Here is a 21,732-nt window from a genome sequence, read left to right on the forward strand (position 1 = left end):
GGGCTTTTTACTTAGAACGCCTGCTGTGCCTGCGCCGTTTTCTGGCGTTTGACGACGAGCTTGTTAAGCGCAGCCACGTAAGCCCGCGCCGAGGCGACGAGCGTGTCGGGATCGGCCGACCGCCCCGTTACAGCCCGGCCCTCTTCTTCGAGCCGCACCGAAACTTCAGCTTGGGCGTCCGTGCCCTCCGTCACCGCGTGCACCTGATACAGTGCCAAGCGCGCGTTATTCGGCAACAGTTGCTTGATGGCGTTGAAAGTTGCATCAACAGGTCCATTGCCGACAGCCTGCACCGTCTTCGACTGGCCGTCGATATCGAGCGTCAGCGTCGCCGTCTGGGGTCCCATCGTTCCGGCAATGACCGTCAACGCCGTCACCTTCACGGCATCGTTCATGTGCGCGACGCCCTCATCGACCAGCGCTTCGATGTCCTCGTCGTAGATGTGCTTTTTTCGGTCGGCGAGCGCCTTGAAGCGATTGAAGGCGTCTTCCATGGCGTTATCGCCGAGATTGTAGCCCAGTTCCTTGAGCTTCGACTTGAACGCTGCGCGGCCCGAGTGCTTGCCCATGACGAGCGACGACTTCATGACGCCGACGGACTCGGGCGTCATGATTTCATACGTCTCGGTATTTTTCAAAACGCCATCCTGATGGATGCCGCTCTCGTGCGCGAAGGCGTTCCGGCCGACGATGGCCTTGTTGTACTGCACCGGGAAATTCGTGACTGCCGACACGAGCTTCGAGGCCCGCGACAGCATCTCCGACTTGATGCCGGTGTGATAGGAGAGCAGATCGTGGCGCGTGCGGATCGCCATGACGATCTCTTCCAGCGCCGCGTTGCCTGCACGCTCGCCGAGACCGTTGATCGTGCACTCGATCTGTCGCGCACCCGCGCGAATACCTGCCAGCGAGTTCGCCACCGCGAGGCCGAGGTCGTCGTGGCAATGGGTCGAGATCACAACCTTGTCCATGCCCGGAACGCGCGTCTTCAGCATCGTGATGAGGTCGAAATATTCCTCCGGCAGCGCGTAGCCGACAGTGTCGGGAATGTTGATCGTCGTCGCACCGGCTTTGATCGCTGCTTCGACCACACGGCACAGATAATCGTGCTCGGTCCGCGTGGCGTCCATCGCGCTCCACTCGACGTCGTCGGTGTAGCCGCGCGCCCGCGTCACCGAAGCGACGACGCGCTCATAGACCTGTTCTTGGCTGAGCTGGAGTTGGTGCTGGCGATGCAGCGGCGACGTGCCGATGAAGGTGTGAATGCGGCCACGCTTCGCTGGCTTGATCGCTTCGCCCGCCCGATCGATGTCGTTGAAGTTCGCTCGCGCCAGGCCACAGATGACCGACTGCTTGGCAAGCTTGGCGATTTCCGTCACCGCCTCGAAGTCGCCTTCCGACGCGATCGGAAAGCCCGCTTCGATGATGTCGACACCCATGGAATCGAGAAGCTCGGCGACTTGCAGCTTCTCCTCGAACGTCATCGTAGCGCCGGGGCACTGCTCACCGTCGCGCAGAGTTGTATCAAAAATGATGATCTTGTCGTCATCGCGCTGCTGTTCGGGCGCAGCGCCTTTGCTTGGGGACGTCATTGTATTCATCCTTTGCCGGGCGACCTCTGGGGCTCGCCACTGATCGCTCTCAATCTCGAAGTCCTGGCCGTCCAATCCCCTGGGCACCAACCCGGCGGACAGCCGGGCGTCATGCGGCCCAGGGGCCGGTAAGGAGAAGCGAAAGCAGGAGCTTGGGCGCAAAAGATCCGCCGCGCGTGCTCGAAAGCGGCGCAAAAGAAACGGCGATGTCGGTCGCGCAAGCCATAACGGCAATTAATCCAAGAAAACCGGCCAAAGGTCCAGTCCGGCGTCAATAGCCGATCTGCCCCCCCAAAATCAAGCTGCCCTACCGTCGCGCCGCTGAGGGACGCCAAACGGACGCCGAGACGGATTTTGCCGGCTTTGCCGTTTCATAACCTCAAGCCATCCAATTTTGAAACGTTGCCAACATTGATCAGCCTCAATTCGGCCCGAGCGCTTATATGCCGGTGTAGTCCAACAGGTTTCGTGGAGAATTTTTCGTGACCGTCGCCACAAATTCATCTGTCAACTCTAGCAGCTACCCTCCGACAGCGATCGCACTGCACTGGATCATGGCAGTATTGATCGCGGCTGTATTCACCGCCATCGAACTGAAGGGCTACTATCCGAAGGGCAGCGAGACACGAGCTCTTCTTGCTTCAATTCATATGATGCTAGGCATCACGGTGTTGCTGCTGGTCATCATCCGCATCGGCATTCGCTCGCACAACGGCACGCCGCCGATCATTCCTCGCCCGGCAGTATGGCAGACCGCCATCGCACACCTGACCCATTTGATCCTATACGCCGCAATGATCGGCATGCCTCTGCTTGGCTGGATTATGGTAAGCGCGGCCGGTCACTCCGTGCCCTTCTACGGGCTTTCACTTCCGCCAATAGTCGGTGAGGATAAAGCCCTCTCCCACAATCTGGAAGAAATCCACGAGTTCATCGGCAACGCTCTTTACTATGTAATCGGCCTCCACGCCGTTGGCGCGCTGTTCCACCACTACGTGCTGAGGGACAACACACTGATCCGCATGGTGCGGACGAGCCGCTGATGTAATCTTCTATCCCGCTGGGGAGAGGAGATTGCGATGGCAGGTATCGCCGCCCATCACTGTCATCCTCGGGCTTGTCCCGAGGATCCCTCGGGCATCGCCACCCCCATCAAAATGGTCCTCGGCATAAAGCCGAGGATGACAAGGCGCTCAGAGCTTGAGCACGCCCTCGGCCACGCGCACCGCGTAGCCGCCAATGCGAACGCCATCGAGCTTGCCACGCGCAATCGACATCGTCAGCGAAATGGCGCTTGGCCGGCCCATCTCGAAGCCCTGCTCGATCGGGCGTTTGTGCATGCCGTCGGGAAGCGCGTCGAAGCCTTGGACAACATAGGCAAAGCTTGCAGCCGCCGACCCCGTCGCCGGATCTTCCGGCACGCCGATGTCCGGCGCGAACATCCGCGCATGAAACGCCGATTGCGTACGCACGCACTGCCGCGTGTAGAGGTAGACGCCCAAAATCCCTCGATCGCCGAACGCCCGCGCCCAGTGTTGCGGCGCGACGCGAACCTTAGCCATTGCTTCGAGATTGGCGACGGGAATGTAGGCAAACGCCGGAACGCCACGGATTAGCGTCGGCTTGTGATTTTCAAACCCGATCTCCGCCGGAATGAGCCCGACCGATGCCGCGATCTGCTCCGGTTCGGAAAGCGACTCGATCGGGTTCGTCATCTTCGGCGCGTCGAACTCGCCGAACGACGCCCCACCGCCCCGCATCCGCACGCCGACGCGAATGCTGCCGACTTCCTCTTCGAGCGCGATGATCGCATCGCCATGGCCGTTGCCGAGCGGCGCACGCAACTCGGCCAACAGGATCGCCGTTCCGATCGTCGGATGACCGGCGAACGGCAGCTCACGCGTCGGCGTAAAGATGCGAATGCGCGCCGTGTGACCGGGACTCGTCGAGCTCAAAACGAAGACCGTTTCGGAGAGATTGAACTCGCGCGCAATGGTCTGCATTTCCGTGGCGCTCAAATGATCGGCGCCAAGAACCACCGCAACCGGATTGCCGCCGAACGGCCGCTCCGTGAAAACATCAAGAACGTGATAGTTAAGCGCCACGCGCCGGTCTCCCCGCTGTCGGCTGCGCAGCCAAACCCCGCGCGAGCGGCGGCACCATGCGGCAAGGTTTTGCCTGCGCCAAGCCCTTTTTTCCCATTCGAAAGCTCTTTAGCGCGCGACCAAAAGTGCTTCGAGTAACGCACGCGCATGCGGAAGAACCTTGAGATTTGCGAGATCGTCGAGGTGGCCGACCGGAATGACGCTCTCGATTTCGGGATCGTCCGTCGTCGCATTGTGGCGCGCAACCTGCGAGACAAACTCTTCCGACATCATCGGAAGATAGAACGGCACCGCAAAGCACAGGTGTACGCCTGCCCGCGCAACGATGAAGCCTTCTTCGCGCTTCAAGCTGCTTCCGGCTTCCCCGATTTCCTCATCGACCTCGCGCTCGACGCTGCGGCCTATATCAATCGTTCCATCGGGAAGAACGTCGTTCTGATCGATGAAGCCCGACGGCAGATAGGCGAATCCGTGATTGACGTTCCCCGGCCGCTGCATGATCAGCATGAAATTCCCGTCGGACGAGCGAATCAGCGCCGAACCAAAGCCGTCGATAACGCCGGATTCTGGAAATCCCTGCCCGCGCCAATAGAGATAGCTTTTGAAATCGGTCCGAATGAGCGTGGCGTGAATTTCGCTGCCGACAGAGCGAGCGTCTTTCGTCAGGTAGACGATGCCGTTGAAATAATTTGAATTGAAGGCTTTCGCCTTTTCCCAATTGGCCTCGATCTCCGCTGCATACTCTTCGGCAAATGGCCAAGGCGCGTCGATCACCTTCAGCATGCAATTCGATACGACTTTCACGCCATTTTCGTGCGGAAAGCCGCCTTCGGACATATCTTGCATTCTCACCTTCATCATAGGCAGCGCGGAGAAAAATCCCCGCCGCATCAGCCACAATTAAGTCTCGGTTTGATTAAAACCGAAAATCGCCACCACCGTGCAAATTCAAATGCTCAACATGCCGATATTCGGATCGATTTCGGCTCCGGACTCTTTTCGCAGATTTTCACGTCAGCCTTTTGTTGAGCCAAGTTTGGTCATGACGCGGCCAAGATTCGACAGCCATATACCGTTAACGACAGCGTCGCTGGGGGGCGACAGTCAAGATCTCCCAGCACCTCTGAGCCGGTTTCAAATCCTGGTGTTGCGCCAGGGTTGTAGAGCGCGATGAGGTGCCAATGGGATCATCTGCCGCCCGATGGAAACTCCATCGGGCTCACGCAGCGGTCGCGCTGCGTTAGAGCCCCTTCAAATCCGAAGATGCCGTGTATGCGGCAGTATTCGGAAACGGGCGGCAGAGGTCCCCGCTCCTCTGCCGCCCGCGTTAGTCCCGGCCTGCGCCCGCAAGGGCCAAGGCTGGAAATGACGTGGACCGCCCGCGCTGCCGCACGTAAACCCTCCCCAAGAGCGCGGCAGTGCGGGTTGGTTCCGCGTTATCGCTGACAGTCTCCCTCTATCCCTGTACTTTGGACCTAACGTCATCGGCGGCGCAGCCGGGATGCAGCCGCATGGTAGCTCTCCCGAGATCACGCCGCGGCCCGCTCGACGAATTGCTGGCGGCCGCAAGCTTTGCCGCTCAATGGAAACGGACGCTTGGGCCGAGCCCCAGGATGACACTTTCACCTGAAATCAAATGCACAACAAAAAACGCGGCAGCCGGGATGGCCACCGCGCTTTTTTGAAACCTTCCTGCGCGCCCAAGCGCATGGCGGATCAGTTTTTGCCCTTGTCCACAAACTTGTTCTTGCCGATCCAAGGCAGCATACCGCGCAGCTTCGCGCCGACTCCCTCGATTTGTGCGCGTCGTGCAAGAGGCAAAACCCGCGATGTATACTCAATATTTGTAGGTCAGGCTGGTCGTAATCGTACGGGCCTCGCCGATGAAGCAGTCGCCACGCGCGAGACACGTGCTGTAATACAGCTTGTTTTCGAGGTTCTTGCCGTTGAGCTGCCAGCGCCAATGTTCGGTTTCATAAGCGATCATGGCATCAAAGAGCGTCACATCCGGAACTTGTATCGTGTTCGTTTCATCCCACGAAGCGCCGATGTAACGAACGCCGCCGCCCATGGACCAGCCTTTAAGACCAGGCTGATCGAAATCCCAGACCGCCCAAAGCGACGCAACGTTTTTGGGGATCGATTCGATCTGGTTGCCCGCGTACTCGTAATCGCCAGCGTATTCAGCTTGCGTATACGAATAGCCAAGAACGCTCTTGAGATTTTTCGTCAGCCTACCAACCAACTCGATTTCGAAGCCTTTGACTTCGGCCTCGCCGATCTGAGCAGAATAGTTTGGATTGATTGGGTCCGCGACCAGACGGCCGGTATCGTTGATGTCGTAGATCGCGCTATTGATGGAAAAATATGAACCGACTGGCTGATACTTGAAGCCGACCTCATATTGGCGGCCCTCTTGCGGATTGAATGCAGCGCCTGTTCGGGCAAAGCCAACGACCGGTATGAATGACTCCGCATAGCTGAAATATGGCGTGAAGCCATTCGAAAACTCATACATCAGCCCGGCACGATATGTCGTCGCCTCGTCCGCTTGGCTTGAGCCGTTTGTCGTGTTGTCCACCCAGTCGTGGCGCAAACCAAGCACCGCGAGCCAGTTACCGAGACGAATTTGGTCCTGACCATAGAGCCCGGTCTGGACAACCGACTGCCGGTCGCAAGCTGGTGTCTTAGGCGCGGCCGTAAAAGCATACGACTGCCCCGCACAATTGCTTCCTACCCAATTCGCGTCTCCGTAGACCGGGTGATAAATATTGAACGGCCTCTGGGAAAAATCGGGATTCGCATCGTACGCATAGTCCCAGCCCTGGGTCGCATGGAAGTGTGTGAAGTCGATGCCAGCCAGCACTTTATGCTCCAGCGGACCGGTTCCGAACTTGGCTTCGAGGTTGGTATCCTGGTTGAAGACCTGAGTATCGGTGATCGACATCCAGCGATACCGCGATAGCTCCTCCTGCGCCGCATCGAGATAATCCCAATTAACGGCGACGGCGCTGTAGTCATTGTGGATATCGGCGTAACGCGAGGCATGCTGCAACTTCAGCCACGAGTTAAACTTGTGCTCGACGAGCACTGTGCCCGCCATAGCGTCGGTGTCGTAGTGATCGCCCGGCTCCCCAGCAAACGTGTCCCACGTGATGCGCTTACCATTCACGTTGGGGAAGATCGTGCCGATATGCGGAAAGAATTGCGCGGTCGAACCCGTGCGATCGCGCTGGAAGTCGCCAATGACCGTGATCGTAGTGTTATTATCCGGACGGTAGCTGATCGCCGGAGCCAGAGCATACCGGTCGTTAGGAACGTACTTCACCTGGGTATCAGCATCGCGCGCAACGCCGGTTAATCGATACGACCACTTGCCGTCCGTGGTCATTGGTCCGGTCAGATCGAAATTGACCTGCTTGAAGTCGAACGAGCCATATTGCACGCCGATCTCGCCTGCGGTTTCAGACTGCGGTCGCTTCGAGACGGAATTGATGATGCCGCCGACCGCCGCTTGTCCGTAAAGCACGGATGCCGGGCCTCGAAGCACTTCAATGCGTTCGAGGAAATAGGGCTCAAGCCGGTAATTGTAGGTGTAATAGCCGAAGGTGCGGCGCAAGCCATCGAGATATTCGGGAACTTCGGTGCTGCCGCGGATAATGGGACCGTCGGTGCGGCTATCGAGGCCGTAGCCATCTGCCACCACGCCGGGAACATAGCGCAAGGCGTCCTGCACGCTTTGGGCATCCTGATCCCGGATCTGTTCGGCACCCACCACTGAAATCGATTGCGGTATTTCGTTAAGCGGCGTGTCGGTCTTCATGCCGGTTTCGGTAGCCGCAGCAAGATAATCTGTGACAGGGCCGTACGGTGTATTCCGCCCGGCTCTTGAATTGATGATGCCCGCTGGCTTTGGGGCGGCAGATGGCTGTGACGTCGTCACCGCCTGTACCGGCTTGGCCTTCGCTTTGGGTTTCGAAACCTTTTTCTTCTGCACCTTTCCCTCTACGACCATGCTCGGCAGCACGTCCGGGGTCGGAGGCGAATCGGAAGGGGGACTAACAGGCGTGCCGACTGAAGGCGATCCGGCAGCGGCTAAAGGATCGGTTTCCGCCGTCTGTGCGAAGATCGGCGATGAAGAAGCGACGGAGCTGAAAACGACGGACGCGGCAACACTCACGTACTTAGATCGAGACATATACGTATCCTGTAGTCTGCAAGACTATGGCGTGAGCCGGTGCATCTCCCGCGAAAACAAGCCCCGGAGTCGCACAATTATATACCAAATCGGTATAGAACAAACCGTCATCGCCGCATCATGGGCACTCCATCGTCACGAAGTGACACATAAGCGACAGTTGTGATGCACGGCGCTCGCCTGCTCAGACCATGAGGATCTCAGAACAGCAAAAAAAACGGCGGCCTCGAAGGCCGCCGTGTGTCTGTCGAACGAAACCGCCGCCAAACGCGCCAAAGCGCGTCGCGGATCAGTTCTTGCCTTTATCGACAAGCTTGTTCTTGCCGATCCAAGGCATCATACCGCGCAGCTTCGCGCCGACTTCCTCGATCTGGTGCGCGTCGTTGATACGGCGCGTCGCCTTGAAGTTCGGCTGCCCCGCCTTGCATTCGAGCATCCAGTCGCGCACGAAACGGCCCGTCTGAATGTCGGCGAGCACGCGCTTCATCTCCGCCTTCGTCTCCGGCGTAACGATCCGCGGACCAGTCTTGTATTCACCGTACTCGGCCGTGTTCGAGATCGAGTAGTTCATGTTGGCGATGCCGCCCTCGTAGATGAGGTCGACGATCAGCTTCACTTCGTGCAAGCACTCGAAATACGCCATCTCCGGCGCATAGCCCGCTTCGACCAGCGTTTCGAAACCGGCGCGGATCATCTCGACGAGACCGCCGCACAGCACGGCCTGCTCACCGAACAAGTCCGTTTCGCATTCTTCCTTGAAGGTCGTCTCGATCACGCCCGAACGGCCGCCGCCGATCGCCGACGCATACGAGAGGAACAGGTCGAGCGCGTTCCCGCTCTTGTCCTGATGCACCGCGACGAGGCACGGCACGCCGCCGCCCTTCTGGTATTCGCCGCGCACCGTGTGGCCGGGACCCTTCGGCGCAACCATGCCGACGTCGAGGTCTTCGCGCGGCTCGATCAGGTTGAAGTGAACGTTGAGTCCGTGGGCGAACAGCATCGCTGCGCCCTTCTTCATGTTGGCTTCAAGATGCTCTTTGTAGATATCAGCCTGCAATTCGTCGGGCGTCAGCATCATGATGACGTCTGCCCACTTCGCAGCGTCCGCGACTTCCATGACCTTGAGACCGGCCTGCTCTGCCTTCTTTGCCGAAGGCGAGCCCTTGCGCAGCGCGATGACGATGTCTTTCACGCCGGAGTCTTTGAGGTTCAGCGCGTGCGCATGGCCCTGGCTGCCATAGCCGACAATAGCGACCTTCTTTGATTTGATGAGGTTGATGTCGGCATCACGATCGTAATAGACGCGCATGGGCGGCCTCTCGGGTTCCCCGGTCGAAATCGACGTTCGGGCTGGGTTGAAAGCAATGGCGGTCCGGATGGTTGTGAAACCGGGCGCCCTGAAATCTGGGCGGAACCTACAGACATCGGATCGAGGATTCAACGGCCCGCGGACACTGCCGGCAGGCCGAAACTCGGATATTTCACCGCAGCCTTTCGCCCATGCTGCATAGCGAAATTAAGCCAAAATGCGTCCTCGAACCTTCAGATCATCTCCTTCACGATAGGCCATAGCGACGCGACGAGCGCGACGGCCATGACGACGTTGAAAATGCGCATTGACCGCTCATCCTTGAGAAGCGGACGCAGCGACGTGCCGAAGAACGCCCAGCTCGACGCCGAAACGGTCGACACGATGGTAATGACGGTCGCAAGCGTCGCGATATCCGCCCAGAGGTTATCCGGCGTGATGTAATTGGCTGCAATGCTAAGGCAAACCATCCATCCTTTCGGATTGACCCATTGAAATAAGGCCGCCTCCAGAAAGGTCATAGGCCGCGCATCCTCGCTGGCGATCGGATCAGTCGCGCCGGCGGTTCCAATACGCCAAGCCAGCCAGAGAAGATAAGCAACGCTAATGATGCGAAGAACGGAATAAAGCCCGGGAACCAGAACGAGCAACCGCCCCACGCCGAGCGCAATCGCCAGCAGCAGAACGGTAAAGCCGATTACGACGCCGAGAATGTGCGCGCGCGTTCGGAAAAAACCGAAGTTCACACCGGACGCGAGCAACATCGTATTGTTCGGTCCCGGCGTCATCGCCGATACGAACGCAAACGCAACGAGTGAGAGGAAAAGTTCGTGAGACATGTCTCTTCACCAGCACGGTGAACCGGCTGCGCGTCCCAATCCAGAAAGGAAACTGCCGCCGAAGAAAAGAACTCAGCTTGCGGCGCCACGGCCGATCGCTGCGATGCCGGTACGGGAAACCTCGACGAGGCCCAGCTCCGACATCAGTTGAATGAACGTCTCGATTTTCGAGGACTTGCCGGTGACCTCGAAAACGAAATGCTCAGTCGACGTATCGACGACCTTCGCCCGGAAAATCTCGGCCAGCCGCAGCGCCTCGATGCGCTTCTCGCCTTTGCCGCCGACTTTTACGAGTGCCAGCTCGCGCTCGATCGAAGCGCCCTCTTCCGTCAGATCGCGTACGCGATGCACCGGCACGAGGCGTTCAAGCTGCGTTTTGATCTGCTGGATCACCGCCGGCGTGCCGTTGGTCACGATGGTGATGCGCGACAGATGCCGCTCATGCTCGACCTCGGTCACCGTCAGCGACTCGATATTGTAGCCTCGCCCAGCGAACAGACCGATGACGCGCGCCAGCACGCCCGGCTCGTTGTCGACGACGACGGACAGTGTCCGCGACACGATCTCCTGCGAACGGGAGGGGCTCGGATAGTGCGACTGCTTCAAAGGTTCGGACATCGTCGGTCTCTGCGTTCTCAAACAAAACTTTCAACGAGGGTGTGGCCGGCAGCATAATCGGGAATGCTCCACGGCTCGGCGAGGGCGGCGTCGCGCCAGGCAGCGAACGATAGATGCGCCAGCACCGCATCCATATACGTTCGCGTCGCTTCGCGGACGGGAATTTGATAACTATCGAAGCGCGTGACGACCGGCGCATACATGGCGTCCGCCGCCGAGAACGCTCCGTAGAGGAACGGTTGTCCGCCACCGAAGCGATTGCGCGCTTCCGACCAGATGTCTTCGACGCGATCGATCGCCGCCTGCAGCGGCTCGGTGATCTGCGGCGTTGCGAAGCGTGCGCCGAGGTGCATCGGACACGCTTGCCGCAAGGCCTGAAAACCCGAGTGCATCTCGTTGGAAACCGCACGTGCATGCGCCCGTGCGTTGCCGTTCTGCGGCCAGATCGCAAACTCCGGAAATTTCTCCGCGAGATACTCGATGATCGCGAGGCTTTCCCAGACAGTCACATCGCCGTCGACAAGCGCCGGGACTTTCCCCGAGGGCGAAAACTCCAGCATCCGCCCGCGGCTCTCCGGCGTCCGCAGCGGAATGATCTCTTCCTCGAACGGAATGTCAAAGTGGGACAGCACAAGCCACGGCCTAAGCGACCACGACGAATAGAGCTTATTGCCAATGACGAGCTTCAACATCGTTATTTGCCGTTGCCCGTCGCGTCGTCGCTGTCGGCTTCGCCGGGCTTTCTCGGCGGAAACACAGCCTTCAGAAAGATCGGCATGCCGTCCTTGTCGATCATCTTCTTGAGAGCCTCGGCTTGCTTCGTCGAAATCTTGTATTGCCGGAACGCCGCGACGAAGCGGGCGCCCATACCGCGCGCAATGTCTTCCGGCGCCGGAGTTCCCATGCGCACGCGGTCCGCTTGCGGAATGCGCGCATAGATCTGCGCCAGCACCTGGCTGTGCATGTAGTCCTGCGCCAAGCACGACTCGAGCCCCGGCGAATATTCGCTGGCAAGCATCTGCGTCCGGTAGCAGGCGTCGAGAAACTTCAGAACGCCTGCCGAGCCTTCACGCTGATGCAGCGCCCCAAGTCGCCGCGCTGCATCTTTGATGTTGGCGACGTGGTCCCAGGTTTGTTTGGCGGCCAACGTCCCCGGCATGGCGACGAGCGTCATCGCGAAAACCGCGATGACGGCACCAAAAATTCCGAAACCTGTTCCCCCGTGCTTTGTCAAACCAGCACCTTTCCTGCTTCGCCGATCGCATTCTCGACTTCGTCGTCCGTGATGTTCTCGCCGAGAAGCATTTCGTTGTGGGCCTTCCCCGATGGGATCATCGGGAAACAGTTCGCAAGCTTGGCGACCCGGCAATCGAAGATCACAGGGCCTTTCGTGTTGATCATCTCGTTTATAGCATCATCGAGATCGGCGGGATGCTCGCAACGCATGCCTGTCCACCCGTAGGCTTCGGCAAGCTTCACGAAATCCGGCAAGGCTTCGGTGTAGCTTTCCGAGAGGCGATTGCCGTGCAGAAGCTGCTGCCACTGCCGCACCATGCCCATGTACTCGTTGTTCATGATGAACACCTTGACCGGCAAACGGTACTGCACCGCCGTCGAGCACTCCTGAATGTTCATCAGGATCGACGCGTCACCCGCAACGTCAATGACGAGCGATTTCGGATGCGCAAGCTGTACGCCGATCGCGGCGGGCAATCCATAGCCCATCGTACCGAGGCCTCCCGACGTCATCCAGTGGTTCGGCTCATCGAAGTGGAGGAACTGCGCCGCCCACATCTGATGCTGCCCGACCTCCGTCGTGAAATAGGTGTCGCGATTCTTCGTCAGTTCGTTGAGCCGCTGACACGCATATTGCGGCATGATGATGTCTTTGGAGTTCTTATAAGACAGCGATTTTTTCGTCCGCCACCCGTCGATCTGCTTCCACCATGCCTTGTGCGCAGCCTTGTCGAGGATCGGCGCCTTCGCCTTCCACACGCGTAGCATGTCTTCGAGCACGTAAGCGCAGTCGCCGATGATCGGAATATCGACCATGATGTTCTTGTTGATCGACGACGGATCGATATCGACATGAATCTTCTTCGAGTTCGGCGAAAACGCATCGACGCGTCCCGTGATCCGGTCATCGAAGCGCGCGCCGATGTTGATCATCACGTCGCAATCGTGCATCGCGAGGTTGGCTTCGTAGGTGCCGTGCATACCGAGCATGCCGAGCCACTGCTTATCCGAGGCCGGATAAGCGCCAAGCCCCATCAGCGTCGACGTGATCGGATACCCGGTCAGCCGCACGAACTCGCGCAACAGCTGACTCGCCTTCGGCCCGGAGTTGATAACGCCGCCGCCGGTATAGAACACCGGGCGCTTCGCATTCGCGATCAGATCGACCGCCTCGCGCACCGCCTGCTGCTCCGGCTTCAGCTTCGGCCGGTAGGTCTTATGCTGGATGTTGGAGGGCCCAACGTAGTTGCCCGTCGCAAATTGCACATCCTTCGGGATATCGACCACCACCGGACCCGGACGGCCCGTGCGCGCGATGTGGAAGGCTTCGTGCAGAACACGAGCGAGGTCGTTGATGTTCTTCACCAACACGTTGTGCTTCGTGCACGGACGCGTAATGCCGACCGTATCGCATTCCTGGAACGCATCGTTGCCGATGAGGTGCGTCGGCACCTGGCCGGTGATGCAGACGAGCGGAATCGAATCCATCAGCGCATCGGCAAGGCCCGTCACCGCATTGGTTGCGCCAGGCCCCGACGTCACGAGGCAGACGCCGACCTTCCCCGTTGAGCGCGCATAGCCTTCAGCCGCATGCAGCGCACCACCTTCCTGGCGAACCAGGATGTGACGAACCTTCTCCTGCTGGAAAAGCTCATCATAGATCGGAAGAACGGCGCCGCCCGGATACCCGAAAACGAACTCGACGCCTTGGTCAGCCAGCGCAGTCAACACCATTTCCGCGCCGGTCATCGTGCGTGCCATCGTCAAACTCCTCTACAGGCTTGCCGCCTGCCAACGTTTCGAAATTGCGGGGAACCTAGGCGCACGATCCTATTTGGTCAACGCTAACGGTGAATAAATGCGAAAATTTCACGCAGTGAACTTTCCATATATTTCGTGTGAACAGAAATCCAAGAAATCATATGACTTTTGAGCCAAGTTTCCTGCCGTTTGATGTACTGACGAGTCTCCGCCTGCGATGCCGCCACCGCCTCCCCGACGCTTATCTCGCCCCGCCCAACTCCGATCAGCGGCCGAACGCCGATTGCCCGCATCGCCGGTAACCCGGCATCGAGTTGCATCTCGGACAAAGCATGAGCCTCATCGCCCGCCCCTTCGCGCATCATCGCGGCGAAACGCGCATCCGCACGAGCGTGAAGCTCAGCCCGGTCGACGCGAACTACCAGACGCACAGTCTCCGCTTCGTTCAAGACGGGCGCGCCCTTAAGGGTTTGCCACTCGGCCAGCGACCGCCCCGTCGATTCCAGAACTTCAAGCGCGCGTACGATCCGCTGCGTATCCGCGGATTGAAGCCGCCCCGCCATGACTTCATCCCGCGCCGCAAGCTCTACATGCATCGCCTCTGCACCGCGCCGTGCCGCCTCCGCTCGCCAATGCGCGCGCACGTCTTCATCGATCTCGGGAACAGGTGAGAGCCCTTCGAGGAGTGCCTTGAAGTAAAGCCCGGTGCCCCCGACGACGATAGGCCGCCGTCCTTGCGCCTGCGCTCTTGCAATCGCCTCTGCCGCATCGCGGACGAAACGGCCCGCCGAATACGCTTCTTGCGCCGGCACGAAGCCATAGAGCGCATGCGGCACCCGCGCTTCGTCGGCCGGCGTCGGACGTGCCGTCAGGATGCGCAGCTCGCGATAGACCTGCATGCTGTCGGCATTGACGATCGTGCCGCCAACCTGCTCCGCAATCGCCATTGCGAGCGCCGACTTGCCGCTGGCCGTCGGGCCGGCAATCAAAATCGGGCGCATGTCTGTTTCTGTGCTGCTCATGAAAAGGCCTCCTAGCGCTGTGGCACTAGGAGGCGCAAGTCAGACGGTAGAAGTCAGATTAATAATTGAGCGTGGTCCGGACGCCGAACACGGCCGCGTCTTTCTCCGGCACGGCCGGATTGTTCTCGCTCGGCACCCGACCACCGGGGTTCCAGATATACTGGAAATCAGGCGCAACCGAGAAGCCGGGCGAGATCTTCGCAGTATAGTTCAGTTCGACCACCGACTCGTAGTCGGAGATGACCGTCTGGCCATCGTCGATCTGAGCCTGCTGCAGCTTGTCCGAGACATGGCCATAGGCAAAGGCGGCGCCGAATGAATCATCCTTGCGCCCCGGCACGAAGCCAGTGAACACGATGCCGGTATCGACGTAGGTGTCGATCAGGTTCTGCTTATCCGGCGAACCACCGAGGCGAACGAATGCGCTAACCGCTTCATCATGCGCACCCTTCCAGATCTGCTGGTCGATGATGCCATAGACGCCGGAGCTGGTATCCAGCTCGTTCGGATTGAGAAATTCCGGCGCGTAATGATTGAACTGCTTCCAGCCGCCGAACTTGAACGTGCCGGGCAGGCCGATGTTGTATTTATACTGCGCTTCGACCATCAGCAGCGGCGCATCCTGCAGACGGAAGTTCACGCCATGCGGGTTGTCGGCCTGCGGATCATCCGCAAACGGATCCGCCGGGCTGCCGTTGAACACCGCAGCGAGAATGTTGAGATTATCCGTCGGCTGATACTGAACACGCACGCCGAGCGACGCCAGCGGATATCCTGGACCACCGGCAGCCATGTTGTTGGCTGTCGCGGCCGACCAGCCGAACGTGCTGTTGAGAAACACAGCAGCCGTATCGCTGATAAAGAATTCGCTATCGGCTGCCAGCGAACCGATACGCACCTTCACCTTATCATCCAGCAGCGACTGCTCGAACCACAACTCGAACAAGCGCAACCGCTCGTCGCCTTCGATGTTGCTCGGTGGGAAAATGTTGCCGATACGCTGCGTCGCCGGACCGACACCGTTCAGGTAATAGGCGCTGGCGTGAATAGCCCCGCCCTTCCAGCCGAACATCTTATCGAGATCGAAATCCGTAAACGCGGAAACCAAGCCGTCGTAGTTCGAGCCCTGCGAGTTGCCGCCCTTGGCGACATTCCAGTACTCGCCGATGTACCCCACACCGTAGAGGATGCCCTGCTTCGCCAATGAAGCCCGCATCGGATCATCCCAATCGCGAGCAATCGAATCCTCCGGCACGCCGTTGGCAGAAGCGTCGTCAGCCTTTGCGGCGACGGTGGACACGAGAGTGCCCAGCGCAAAGACCGGCAAGATGCCGGCCACGAGTTTCGATCCCATCGTCATTCCCCCAAACGCCGGACACCGCACCTCGACGTCCCGGCCATTGAACCCGTTGCCTCCCGGCCCAATGAAATGAACAGAAGATACTTGACGCGACCAGTCAACATTGGAGTTCAAAAACGCTATCCTTCCCCCATTGCCTGCTGGGGGCTGTTGCCATTTTGCAATCATTGGCGACGCCGATCAGGTTCGACATGTCGCAGAGCGGGACCATTTCGATCCGTCAGTGGGCGTTTCATCTCCCGGCGGGCAGGCGAGGCCCGAATCACTTCGAAGAAAGATCAGCGCTCCTGCGCGCCGCATCAGAAAAGGGCAGCTCCCGCCCCGTCCATCGCCGCCAGACTGCCGCAACGCGCGGACGTGCCGCGGCCCAGACCTTCCGAACCTCCGCCATCGTCCGCGCTTTGACGACGCGACCGTAGCGCCAGACCCACGATGCCCGGATCTGCGCATAAAGGGCATCCTTCCACGGCACGAACCAGTTGAAGAGCGCAGCAAACCAGCCGATCCGCATCAGCGCCGGTTTCACCAACAGAAAGACGCGCGCGATAAGCGCCGTCGACGCGATCTTGGCCCCGACAAACAGCAAGGTAGCCGACAGAAAATGCTCATTCGCGAGCAGCCAGATCGCCACGAACTTCAGCGGCAGCAACAGCGAGGTTGGCAAGGCCAGCGCAATAAGCGCCGCATAAGGCGGCAGACGTGCCAGCAACCGCTCGATCGCCGCGATCGGCGCGAACGCTGCCAGCCGCCCGAGCAGGTTCGAAAGCGGCCGCCATCCCCACTCTTCGAAAAGGATGACCAGCGCGGCAGTGATGTTGAGCGCGGTTATCAGCGGCCCGCGCACGATGCTCCAGGCTGTCCGCAGAAGCTCGCGAAGCGTCCAGATCGCAATGACCGCACCGCGCCAGAGTGCGCCGAGAACCGTTTTAACCGTCTGACGAAATCGATCCGTACTCAACCGCTTCTCGCTCTTTCAAAACCATGGTGCCGACCGAAGCGGATTGTATCATCCGCTGCTGAACCGGGGATAAGTGTTTCCGAACTGCGAGTCCCGCGCGCCGTCTCTTAGAAAACACCCAACGCACCTTCCGGCCGGCTCCGCGCCGCAGAGGCGGAAGGCGCAACACAAAAGCGCGGCAAAACGGCGCTTGAGAAGCCGGCGATCCTATTCTATACGTTTTTCGTAAACAAAAAGCCGAGGGTGAGGAAACACATGAAGCTGACCCATCAAATTCTGATGGCGGGGGCCATCACCCTGTCTGCAGTCTCCACTCCGCATGTCGCCAGCGCTGCCGAGCACATCATTGAAATGCGCAACAAGGACGACGCCGGCAATCTCATGGTCTTCGTTCCAGGCTTCGTGAAGGCCGAAGTCGGCGACACCATTAAGTTCGTCCCGACCGACAAGGGCCACAACGCTCAGAGCGTGCCGAACATCTGGCCGGCAGACGTACCGGAAGTGAAAGGCCCGTTTAGCAAGGAAGTCGTCTTCAAGGCCGAGAAAGATGGCCTCTACGTTTTCAAATGCCTGCCCCACTACGGCATGGGCATGGTCGCCCTCGTCCAGGTCGGCAAGCCCGTCAACCTCGACGCGGTGAAGTCATTCGTCGCCACCGGCAAGGCGAAACAGCGTCTCGACGCCGAAGTCGCGAAGGTGACGCCGTAACGGAATCGAGTAGAGCCCGAGGTTGTCCTGGAAGGGCCGAAGGCTAAGCTCGTGCTAACCCCGAGATGGGTCTCCCGGCCCCAGATCTCGGGGTTAGCTTTTTCATTTCAGGGTCTCGCAATGATCAAACGCAATGCGACTTTGGCAGGCTTTGCGTTATTCTGCCTCTGCTGAAACGCGAGGATGATTGTCCATGGCTTATTTGCTTGAAGAGAAGCGGCGCGACTTGGTCGCGCCGGGCAATCGCCACACCTATCTCGGGAACGGCGACGTCTTCGTTGGCCGCCCGCTCGCCATCCGTTTCGCAACCCGCGACGAAGCCGAAACGAAACGCGCGAAACTCCCCAACCCCGACAACTGGATCATCGTCGAAGACTGAACCGTCATCCTTCGGTTCGTTTCGAAGATCCATTCTCTCCCAAATAATAGTTGACCGCCTAGTCACTCAAATCTATGTACTCTTTGAAACGGAGAGCACATGGCCAAGCCCAAGAGTGAGGAAAAGCGAAACGCCATTATGTTGGCCGCAACGCGCGTGATCGCGTCTCAAGGACTTGGCGCACCAACCGCAACAATCGCGCAGGAAGCCGGCGTCGCGAACGGCACGCTTTTCACCTACTTCGAGACTAAGTCAGATTTGCTCAACGCACTCTATCTCGAACTCAAATCCGAAATGGCGACAGCCGCGCTCGACGATCTTCCGCAGAAAGGCGATCTGCGTAAAAAAATGCTGCACATCTGGAATGCCACCATGTCATGGGCCTTGGCAAACCGGGAAAAACGCCGCGCTCTGGCCCAGCTGGCCGTTTCCGACGAGATTACCCCCGCCACGCGCGCCGAAGGTCACAAGATAATGGCGTCCCTCAGCGACATCATCGAGAGCGTACGCGCCAACGGACCAATGCGGAACGCTTCGCCAAGTTTCGTCATGTCGTTAATGAACTCAATCAGCGAAGCAACGATGGATTTCATGATCCATGATCCGGCTCATTCAACAAAGCACTGCCGCGCAGGGTTCGACGCACTTTGGCGAGCGATCGCCTGATTTTTTGCCAAAAAATGACTGATTAGACAGCCATTTAAACGAGGTTTACCATGCATTCACCCCGATCGGAAAAACAACGTCGCGAGGCTTACATCATCACCGGCCCGACATCGGGCATTGGCCGCTGCACCGCCATAGAGCTTGCGAAACACGGAACGGTCGTCCTCGTCGGACGAGACGGCACCAGGCTCGCCGATGTAAAGAAAGCCATTGAGCGAAGGGGTGGGCGAGCGATGTCGATCGTCTGTGACCTTTCGGAAATGGCGAGCGTCCGCAGGGCAGCCGCCGAGATCATCGCACTCGATCTTCCGCTTGCTGGTCTTCTCAACAACGCCGGCATCATACAGATGCGCGAGTCTAAAAATGCGCACGGCTTAGACCTCACTTTCGCAACGAACCACCTCGGCCCGTTCGTACTGACGGAAGCGCTCATGCCGCATCTCCCCGACGGCGCAAACGTCCTGTTCGTCGGCTCAGCTGCGGAAGATCCTGAACGCAAACCTGCGGTTGCGGTCGGATTTCGCGGCGGCCGGTATATCTCTGCGGAGGCAAGCGCGCGCGGCGAGTGGACCCCCGGCGGCTCCAGCAGACGGGGAATGGATGCCTATGCCACATCGAAGCAATGCGTGATCGCGACGGCACTTGCATTCGCCCGCGAGTATCCCCGCCTTCATGTGAATGCGATCGAACCCGGTGTTACGCCGGCCACCGGCCTTGGGCGCGACGCCGGCGCTTTCGTCCGCATTCTGACGAAAATCCTCGTCCCCGTCGTCGTGCCACTACTCATGCCTTTCATCAAGATTTTAAACACGCCACAGAGGGCGGCACGAACGATTACGAAGATTCTCACCGATCCGTCGACCAAGACGGGCGTGTATTTCGACGAAAGAGGCCGCCCTATGCAGGGTTCCATGCAAGTGCGCGATCCAACATTCCAGAACCGCGTCGTCGCCGAGACACGCGCCTTACTCGCAAATTCATCAGCATAGAAACACTCTCATTCCTGCTCGGCGCGCTCCAGCAGCGACGCGTCGCTCGAGCCAATCCTCGGCGGCAGCTCGCCGGCTTCTTCCAGCGCATGCGCGAGATCCTCGCGCGCCTTCTCCGCTTGCCGCTGACGCGCCCAGAGGCTCGCGTAAAGCCCATTCTTCGCAATCAGCTCAGCGTGCGTCCCCTGCTCGGCGACGCGCCCATCTTCGAACACCAAAATCATGTCCGCATGCACGATGGTCGATAGCCGGTGCGCGATGACGACCGTCGTCCGATCCTTCGACACACGGTCGAGCGCGTCCTGAATTTCCTTTTCCGTATGACTGTCGAGCGCGCTCGTTGCCTCGTCCAGCAGCAGGATCGGCGGCGACTTCAAAATCGTCCGCGCAATTGCAACGCGCTGCTTCTCGCCGCCCGAGAGTTTCAGCCCGCGCTCGCCGACCATCGTGTCGTAGCCGTCGGGAAGCGCGCGCACGAAATCGTCGATCTGCGCCAGCTTCGCCGAAGCGTAAACCTCTTCGTCCGTGGCGTCGGCACGGCCATACTTGATGTTGTAGAAAATCGTATCGTTGAACAACACCGTATCCTGCGGCACCACGCCGATTGCCGCCCGCAGCGAGGCTTGCGTCACGTCGCGCAAGTCCTGCCCGTCGATCAGAATGCGCCCGCTCGTGACATCATAGAAACGCAACAGCAGCCGCCCGACCGTCGACTTGCCCGCACCCGACGGCCCAACGATAGCGACCATCTTTCCTGCTGGCACTTCGAACGATACGTCTTTCAGAATAATGCGCTCAGGATCGTAGCCGAAGCGCACATGATCGAACCGGATCGCGCCGCCCGAAACATCGAGCCGCTTCGCGCCCGGCCGATCCGCAACTTCCGGATTCTGCTCCAGCACCTCCATCATGCGCTCGATGTCGGTCAGACCCTGCTTGATTTCGCGATAGACCATGCCCATGAAGTTCAGCGGCATGAAGAGCTGCAACATCAGCAGGTTCACCATCGCGAAATGCCCGACGGTGTCCTTGCCGGCGACGACATCGTTCGCCGCCATGACGAGGCAGATGGTCAGCGCAATCGTGAAGATCACCGCTTGGCCAGAGTTCAATACCGCGAGCGACGTATAGGTCTTGATGCTCGCCTTCTCGTAAGCCGCCATCGACTTGTCGTAGCGTGCGGCTTCGCGCCCCTCGGCACCGAAGTATTTGACCGTCTCGTAGTTCAGCAGACTGTCGATCGCCTTGGTGTTGGCGTCGGTGTCGCTCTCGTTCATCACGCGGCGGATCGACAGCCGCCAATCGGTCGCTCGGATCGTGAACCACAGATACGCAGCGATCATACCGACGATGGTCACGATGTAGCGCCAGTCGAATTCATACGCACACACCGCGATGATCATGAAGAACTCGACGATCGTCGGGATCAGCGTCATCAGCGCCATGCGGCTGATATTTTCGATGCCGGTGCGTCCGCGTTCGAGTACGCGTGTCAGACCGCCCGTCTTGCGTTCGAGATGAAACCGCAGCGACAGCCGGTGCATGTGCTCGAATGTCGACAAGGCGAGCTTGCGTACCGCGTGCATTGCGACGCGCGCGAACATGCCTTCACGGACCTGCACCAACAGCGCCATCACGATACGGGCGATGCCATAAAACAGCACAGCCAGCACCGGCGCACCGACGAGCCACGGCAGCGTCTGGCTCGATGCGACATGGCCACCCGACGCAGCGACCAGAGCATCCGTCGCCCACTTCAATGTAAACGGCACGCCGACCGTCACCGCTTTTGCGATAACGACGATGACGAACGACCACACCACCGTGCGCCGCAGATCCGGGCGGTCCTGCGGCCAGACATAGGGCCACAAGGCCCTCAAAACCCGAGATGTTTCGGTGGACGGAATAAGGCGCGCCAAAAGCCCGCTTCTGGGCGCGCGCATGCTGACGGAAGTTCTTTGCATTCGGCCTGAAATAGGGTCAACCGGCCGG

Annotated in this window: 19 protein-coding genes; 5 read left to right on the forward strand and 14 right to left on the reverse strand. The window is 59.3% G+C overall.

Annotation, left to right across the window (positions count from 1 at the left end):
* Window positions 1-11: 11 nt before the first annotated feature.
* On the reverse strand, window positions 12-1,592 hold the full coding sequence (locus tag RLW55_RS18155) for a 2-isopropylmalate synthase (RefSeq protein WP_013947108.1): 1,581 nt from the start codon (window positions 1,590-1,592) through the stop codon (window positions 12-14).
* 482 nt (window positions 1,593-2,074) lie between these two features.
* Between RLW55_RS18155 and RLW55_RS18160 the strand changes: the two genes are divergently transcribed.
* Window positions 2,075-2,635 (forward strand): cytochrome b, encoded by a 561-nt coding sequence (locus RLW55_RS18160; RefSeq protein WP_409562928.1) that lies wholly within the window; start codon window positions 2,075-2,077, stop codon window positions 2,633-2,635.
* A gap of 150 nt (window positions 2,636-2,785) precedes the next feature.
* Here RLW55_RS18160 and RLW55_RS18165 read toward each other — a convergent pair whose 3' ends face one another.
* From RLW55_RS18165 to RLW55_RS18220, 12 genes are all read right to left on the reverse strand, one after another.
* Entirely contained in the window at window positions 2,786-3,697 is a 912-nt protein-coding gene (locus tag RLW55_RS18165) for a PhzF family phenazine biosynthesis protein (protein WP_409562927.1), read from the reverse strand.
* A 108-nt stretch (window positions 3,698-3,805) separates the two neighbouring features.
* Window positions 3,806-4,543, reverse strand: coding sequence for an NUDIX hydrolase (locus RLW55_RS18170; RefSeq protein ID WP_423414982.1), 738 nt, complete (start codon window positions 4,541-4,543; stop codon window positions 3,806-3,808).
* 991 nt (window positions 4,544-5,534) lie between these two features.
* Entirely contained in the window at window positions 5,535-7,694 is a 2,160-nt protein-coding gene (locus RLW55_RS18175; protein WP_423414983.1) for a TonB-dependent siderophore receptor, read from the reverse strand.
* Between the two features lie 490 nt (window positions 7,695-8,184).
* Window positions 8,185-9,204: a ketol-acid reductoisomerase gene (gene ilvC, locus RLW55_RS18180; protein ID WP_409562924.1), complete on the reverse strand. Its 1,020-nt coding sequence runs from the start codon at window positions 9,202-9,204 to the stop codon at window positions 8,185-8,187.
* Between the two features lie 233 nt (window positions 9,205-9,437).
* A complete protein-coding gene (locus RLW55_RS18185) occupies window positions 9,438-10,043 on the reverse strand; it encodes a LysE family translocator (protein ID WP_423414984.1) in 606 nt (201 codons plus the stop codon).
* 72 nt (window positions 10,044-10,115) lie between these two features.
* Window positions 10,116-10,661, reverse strand: coding sequence for an acetolactate synthase small subunit (gene ilvN / locus RLW55_RS18190; RefSeq protein WP_024275653.1), 546 nt, complete (start codon window positions 10,659-10,661; stop codon window positions 10,116-10,118).
* Between the two features lie 17 nt (window positions 10,662-10,678).
* Window positions 10,679-11,353, reverse strand: coding sequence for a glutathione S-transferase family protein (locus RLW55_RS18195; RefSeq protein WP_423414985.1), 675 nt, complete (start codon window positions 11,351-11,353; stop codon window positions 10,679-10,681).
* Window positions 11,354-11,355: 2 nt separating this feature from the next.
* Window positions 11,356-11,895: a hypothetical protein gene (locus RLW55_RS18200; RefSeq protein ID WP_409562921.1), complete on the reverse strand. Its 540-nt coding sequence runs from the start codon at window positions 11,893-11,895 to the stop codon at window positions 11,356-11,358.
* Window positions 11,892-13,658, reverse strand: coding sequence for an acetolactate synthase 3 large subunit (locus RLW55_RS18205; protein WP_409562920.1), 1,767 nt, complete (start codon window positions 13,656-13,658; stop codon window positions 11,892-11,894). The genes RLW55_RS18200 and RLW55_RS18205 overlap by 4 nt, the downstream gene beginning before the upstream one ends.
* A gap of 83 nt (window positions 13,659-13,741) precedes the next feature.
* On the reverse strand, window positions 13,742-14,680 hold the full coding sequence (gene miaA / locus RLW55_RS18210; protein ID WP_423414986.1) for a tRNA (adenosine(37)-N6)-dimethylallyltransferase MiaA: 939 nt from the start codon (window positions 14,678-14,680) through the stop codon (window positions 13,742-13,744).
* Between the two features lie 58 nt (window positions 14,681-14,738).
* Complete coding sequence (locus RLW55_RS18215; protein ID WP_423414987.1) at window positions 14,739-16,034, reverse strand: carbohydrate porin; 1,296 nt, start codon at window positions 16,032-16,034, stop codon at window positions 14,739-14,741.
* Between the two features lie 268 nt (window positions 16,035-16,302).
* On the reverse strand, window positions 16,303-16,998 hold the full coding sequence (locus tag RLW55_RS18220) for a hypothetical protein (RefSeq protein ID WP_423414988.1): 696 nt from the start codon (window positions 16,996-16,998) through the stop codon (window positions 16,303-16,305).
* A gap of 255 nt (window positions 16,999-17,253) precedes the next feature.
* Between RLW55_RS18220 and RLW55_RS18225 the strand changes: the two genes are divergently transcribed.
* The 4 genes from RLW55_RS18225 to RLW55_RS18240 all read left to right on the forward strand — a co-directional run bounded on the left by RLW55_RS18225 (window position 17,254) and on the right by RLW55_RS18240 (window position 19,740).
* A complete protein-coding gene (locus tag RLW55_RS18225; protein WP_423414989.1) occupies window positions 17,254-17,706 on the forward strand; it encodes a pseudoazurin in 453 nt (150 codons plus the stop codon).
* A gap of 193 nt (window positions 17,707-17,899) precedes the next feature.
* Complete coding sequence (locus RLW55_RS18230) at window positions 17,900-18,085, forward strand: hypothetical protein (RefSeq protein WP_423414990.1); 186 nt, start codon at window positions 17,900-17,902, stop codon at window positions 18,083-18,085.
* A gap of 99 nt (window positions 18,086-18,184) precedes the next feature.
* Window positions 18,185-18,751 (forward strand): TetR/AcrR family transcriptional regulator, encoded by a 567-nt coding sequence (locus tag RLW55_RS18235; RefSeq protein ID WP_423414991.1) that lies wholly within the window; start codon window positions 18,185-18,187, stop codon window positions 18,749-18,751.
* A 50-nt stretch (window positions 18,752-18,801) separates the two neighbouring features.
* Complete coding sequence (locus tag RLW55_RS18240) at window positions 18,802-19,740, forward strand: SDR family NAD(P)-dependent oxidoreductase (protein ID WP_423414992.1); 939 nt, start codon at window positions 18,802-18,804, stop codon at window positions 19,738-19,740.
* 8 nt (window positions 19,741-19,748) lie between these two features.
* Here the strand turns inward: RLW55_RS18240 and RLW55_RS18245 are convergent, their stop codons facing one another.
* Entirely contained in the window at window positions 19,749-21,704 is a 1,956-nt protein-coding gene (locus RLW55_RS18245) for an ABCB family ABC transporter ATP-binding protein/permease (protein ID WP_423414993.1), read from the reverse strand.
* Window positions 21,705-21,732 lie beyond the last annotated feature (28 nt).

Origin of the sequence: Hyphomicrobium sp. B1 (genome assembly GCF_049532635.1) — a bacterium.
Lineage (GTDB): Bacteria > Pseudomonadota > Alphaproteobacteria > Rhizobiales > Hyphomicrobiaceae > Hyphomicrobium_B.

What these genes read in the sequence shown, in the direction of transcription:
- RLW55_RS18230 (WP_423414990.1), top strand. Translation starts at nt 17,900, where the DNA reads ATGGCTTATTTGCTTGAAGAGAAGCGGCGCGACTTGGTCGCGCCGGGC.
- RLW55_RS18205 (WP_409562920.1), bottom strand. Translation starts at nt 13,658, where the DNA reads ATGGCACGCACGATGACCGGCGCGGAAATGGTGTTGACTGCGCTGGCT.
- RLW55_RS18240 (WP_423414992.1), top strand. Translation starts at nt 18,802, where the DNA reads ATGCATTCACCCCGATCGGAAAAACAACGTCGCGAGGCTTACATCATC.
- RLW55_RS18185 (WP_423414984.1), bottom strand. Translation starts at nt 10,043, where the DNA reads ATGTCTCACGAACTTTTCCTCTCACTCGTTGCGTTTGCGTTCGTATCG.
- RLW55_RS18195 (WP_423414985.1), bottom strand. Translation starts at nt 11,353, where the DNA reads ATGTTGAAGCTCGTCATTGGCAATAAGCTCTATTCGTCGTGGTCGCTT.
- RLW55_RS18170 (WP_423414982.1), bottom strand. Translation starts at nt 4,543, where the DNA reads ATGCAAGATATGTCCGAAGGCGGCTTTCCGCACGAAAATGGCGTGAAA.
- ilvC (WP_409562924.1), bottom strand. Translation starts at nt 9,204, where the DNA reads ATGCGCGTCTATTACGATCGTGATGCCGACATCAACCTCATCAAATCA.
- RLW55_RS18215 (WP_423414987.1), bottom strand. Translation starts at nt 16,034, where the DNA reads ATGGGATCGAAACTCGTGGCCGGCATCTTGCCGGTCTTTGCGCTGGGC.
- RLW55_RS18225 (WP_423414989.1), top strand. Translation starts at nt 17,254, where the DNA reads ATGAAGCTGACCCATCAAATTCTGATGGCGGGGGCCATCACCCTGTCT.
- RLW55_RS18235 (WP_423414991.1), top strand. Translation starts at nt 18,185, where the DNA reads ATGGCCAAGCCCAAGAGTGAGGAAAAGCGAAACGCCATTATGTTGGCC.
- miaA (WP_423414986.1), bottom strand. Translation starts at nt 14,680, where the DNA reads ATGAGCAGCACAGAAACAGACATGCGCCCGATTTTGATTGCCGGCCCG.
- ilvN (WP_024275653.1), bottom strand. Translation starts at nt 10,661, where the DNA reads ATGTCCGAACCTTTGAAGCAGTCGCACTATCCGAGCCCCTCCCGTTCG.
- RLW55_RS18155 (WP_013947108.1), bottom strand. Translation starts at nt 1,592, where the DNA reads ATGACGTCCCCAAGCAAAGGCGCTGCGCCCGAACAGCAGCGCGATGAC.
- RLW55_RS18245 (WP_423414993.1), bottom strand. Translation starts at nt 21,704, where the DNA reads ATGCAAAGAACTTCCGTCAGCATGCGCGCGCCCAGAAGCGGGCTTTTG.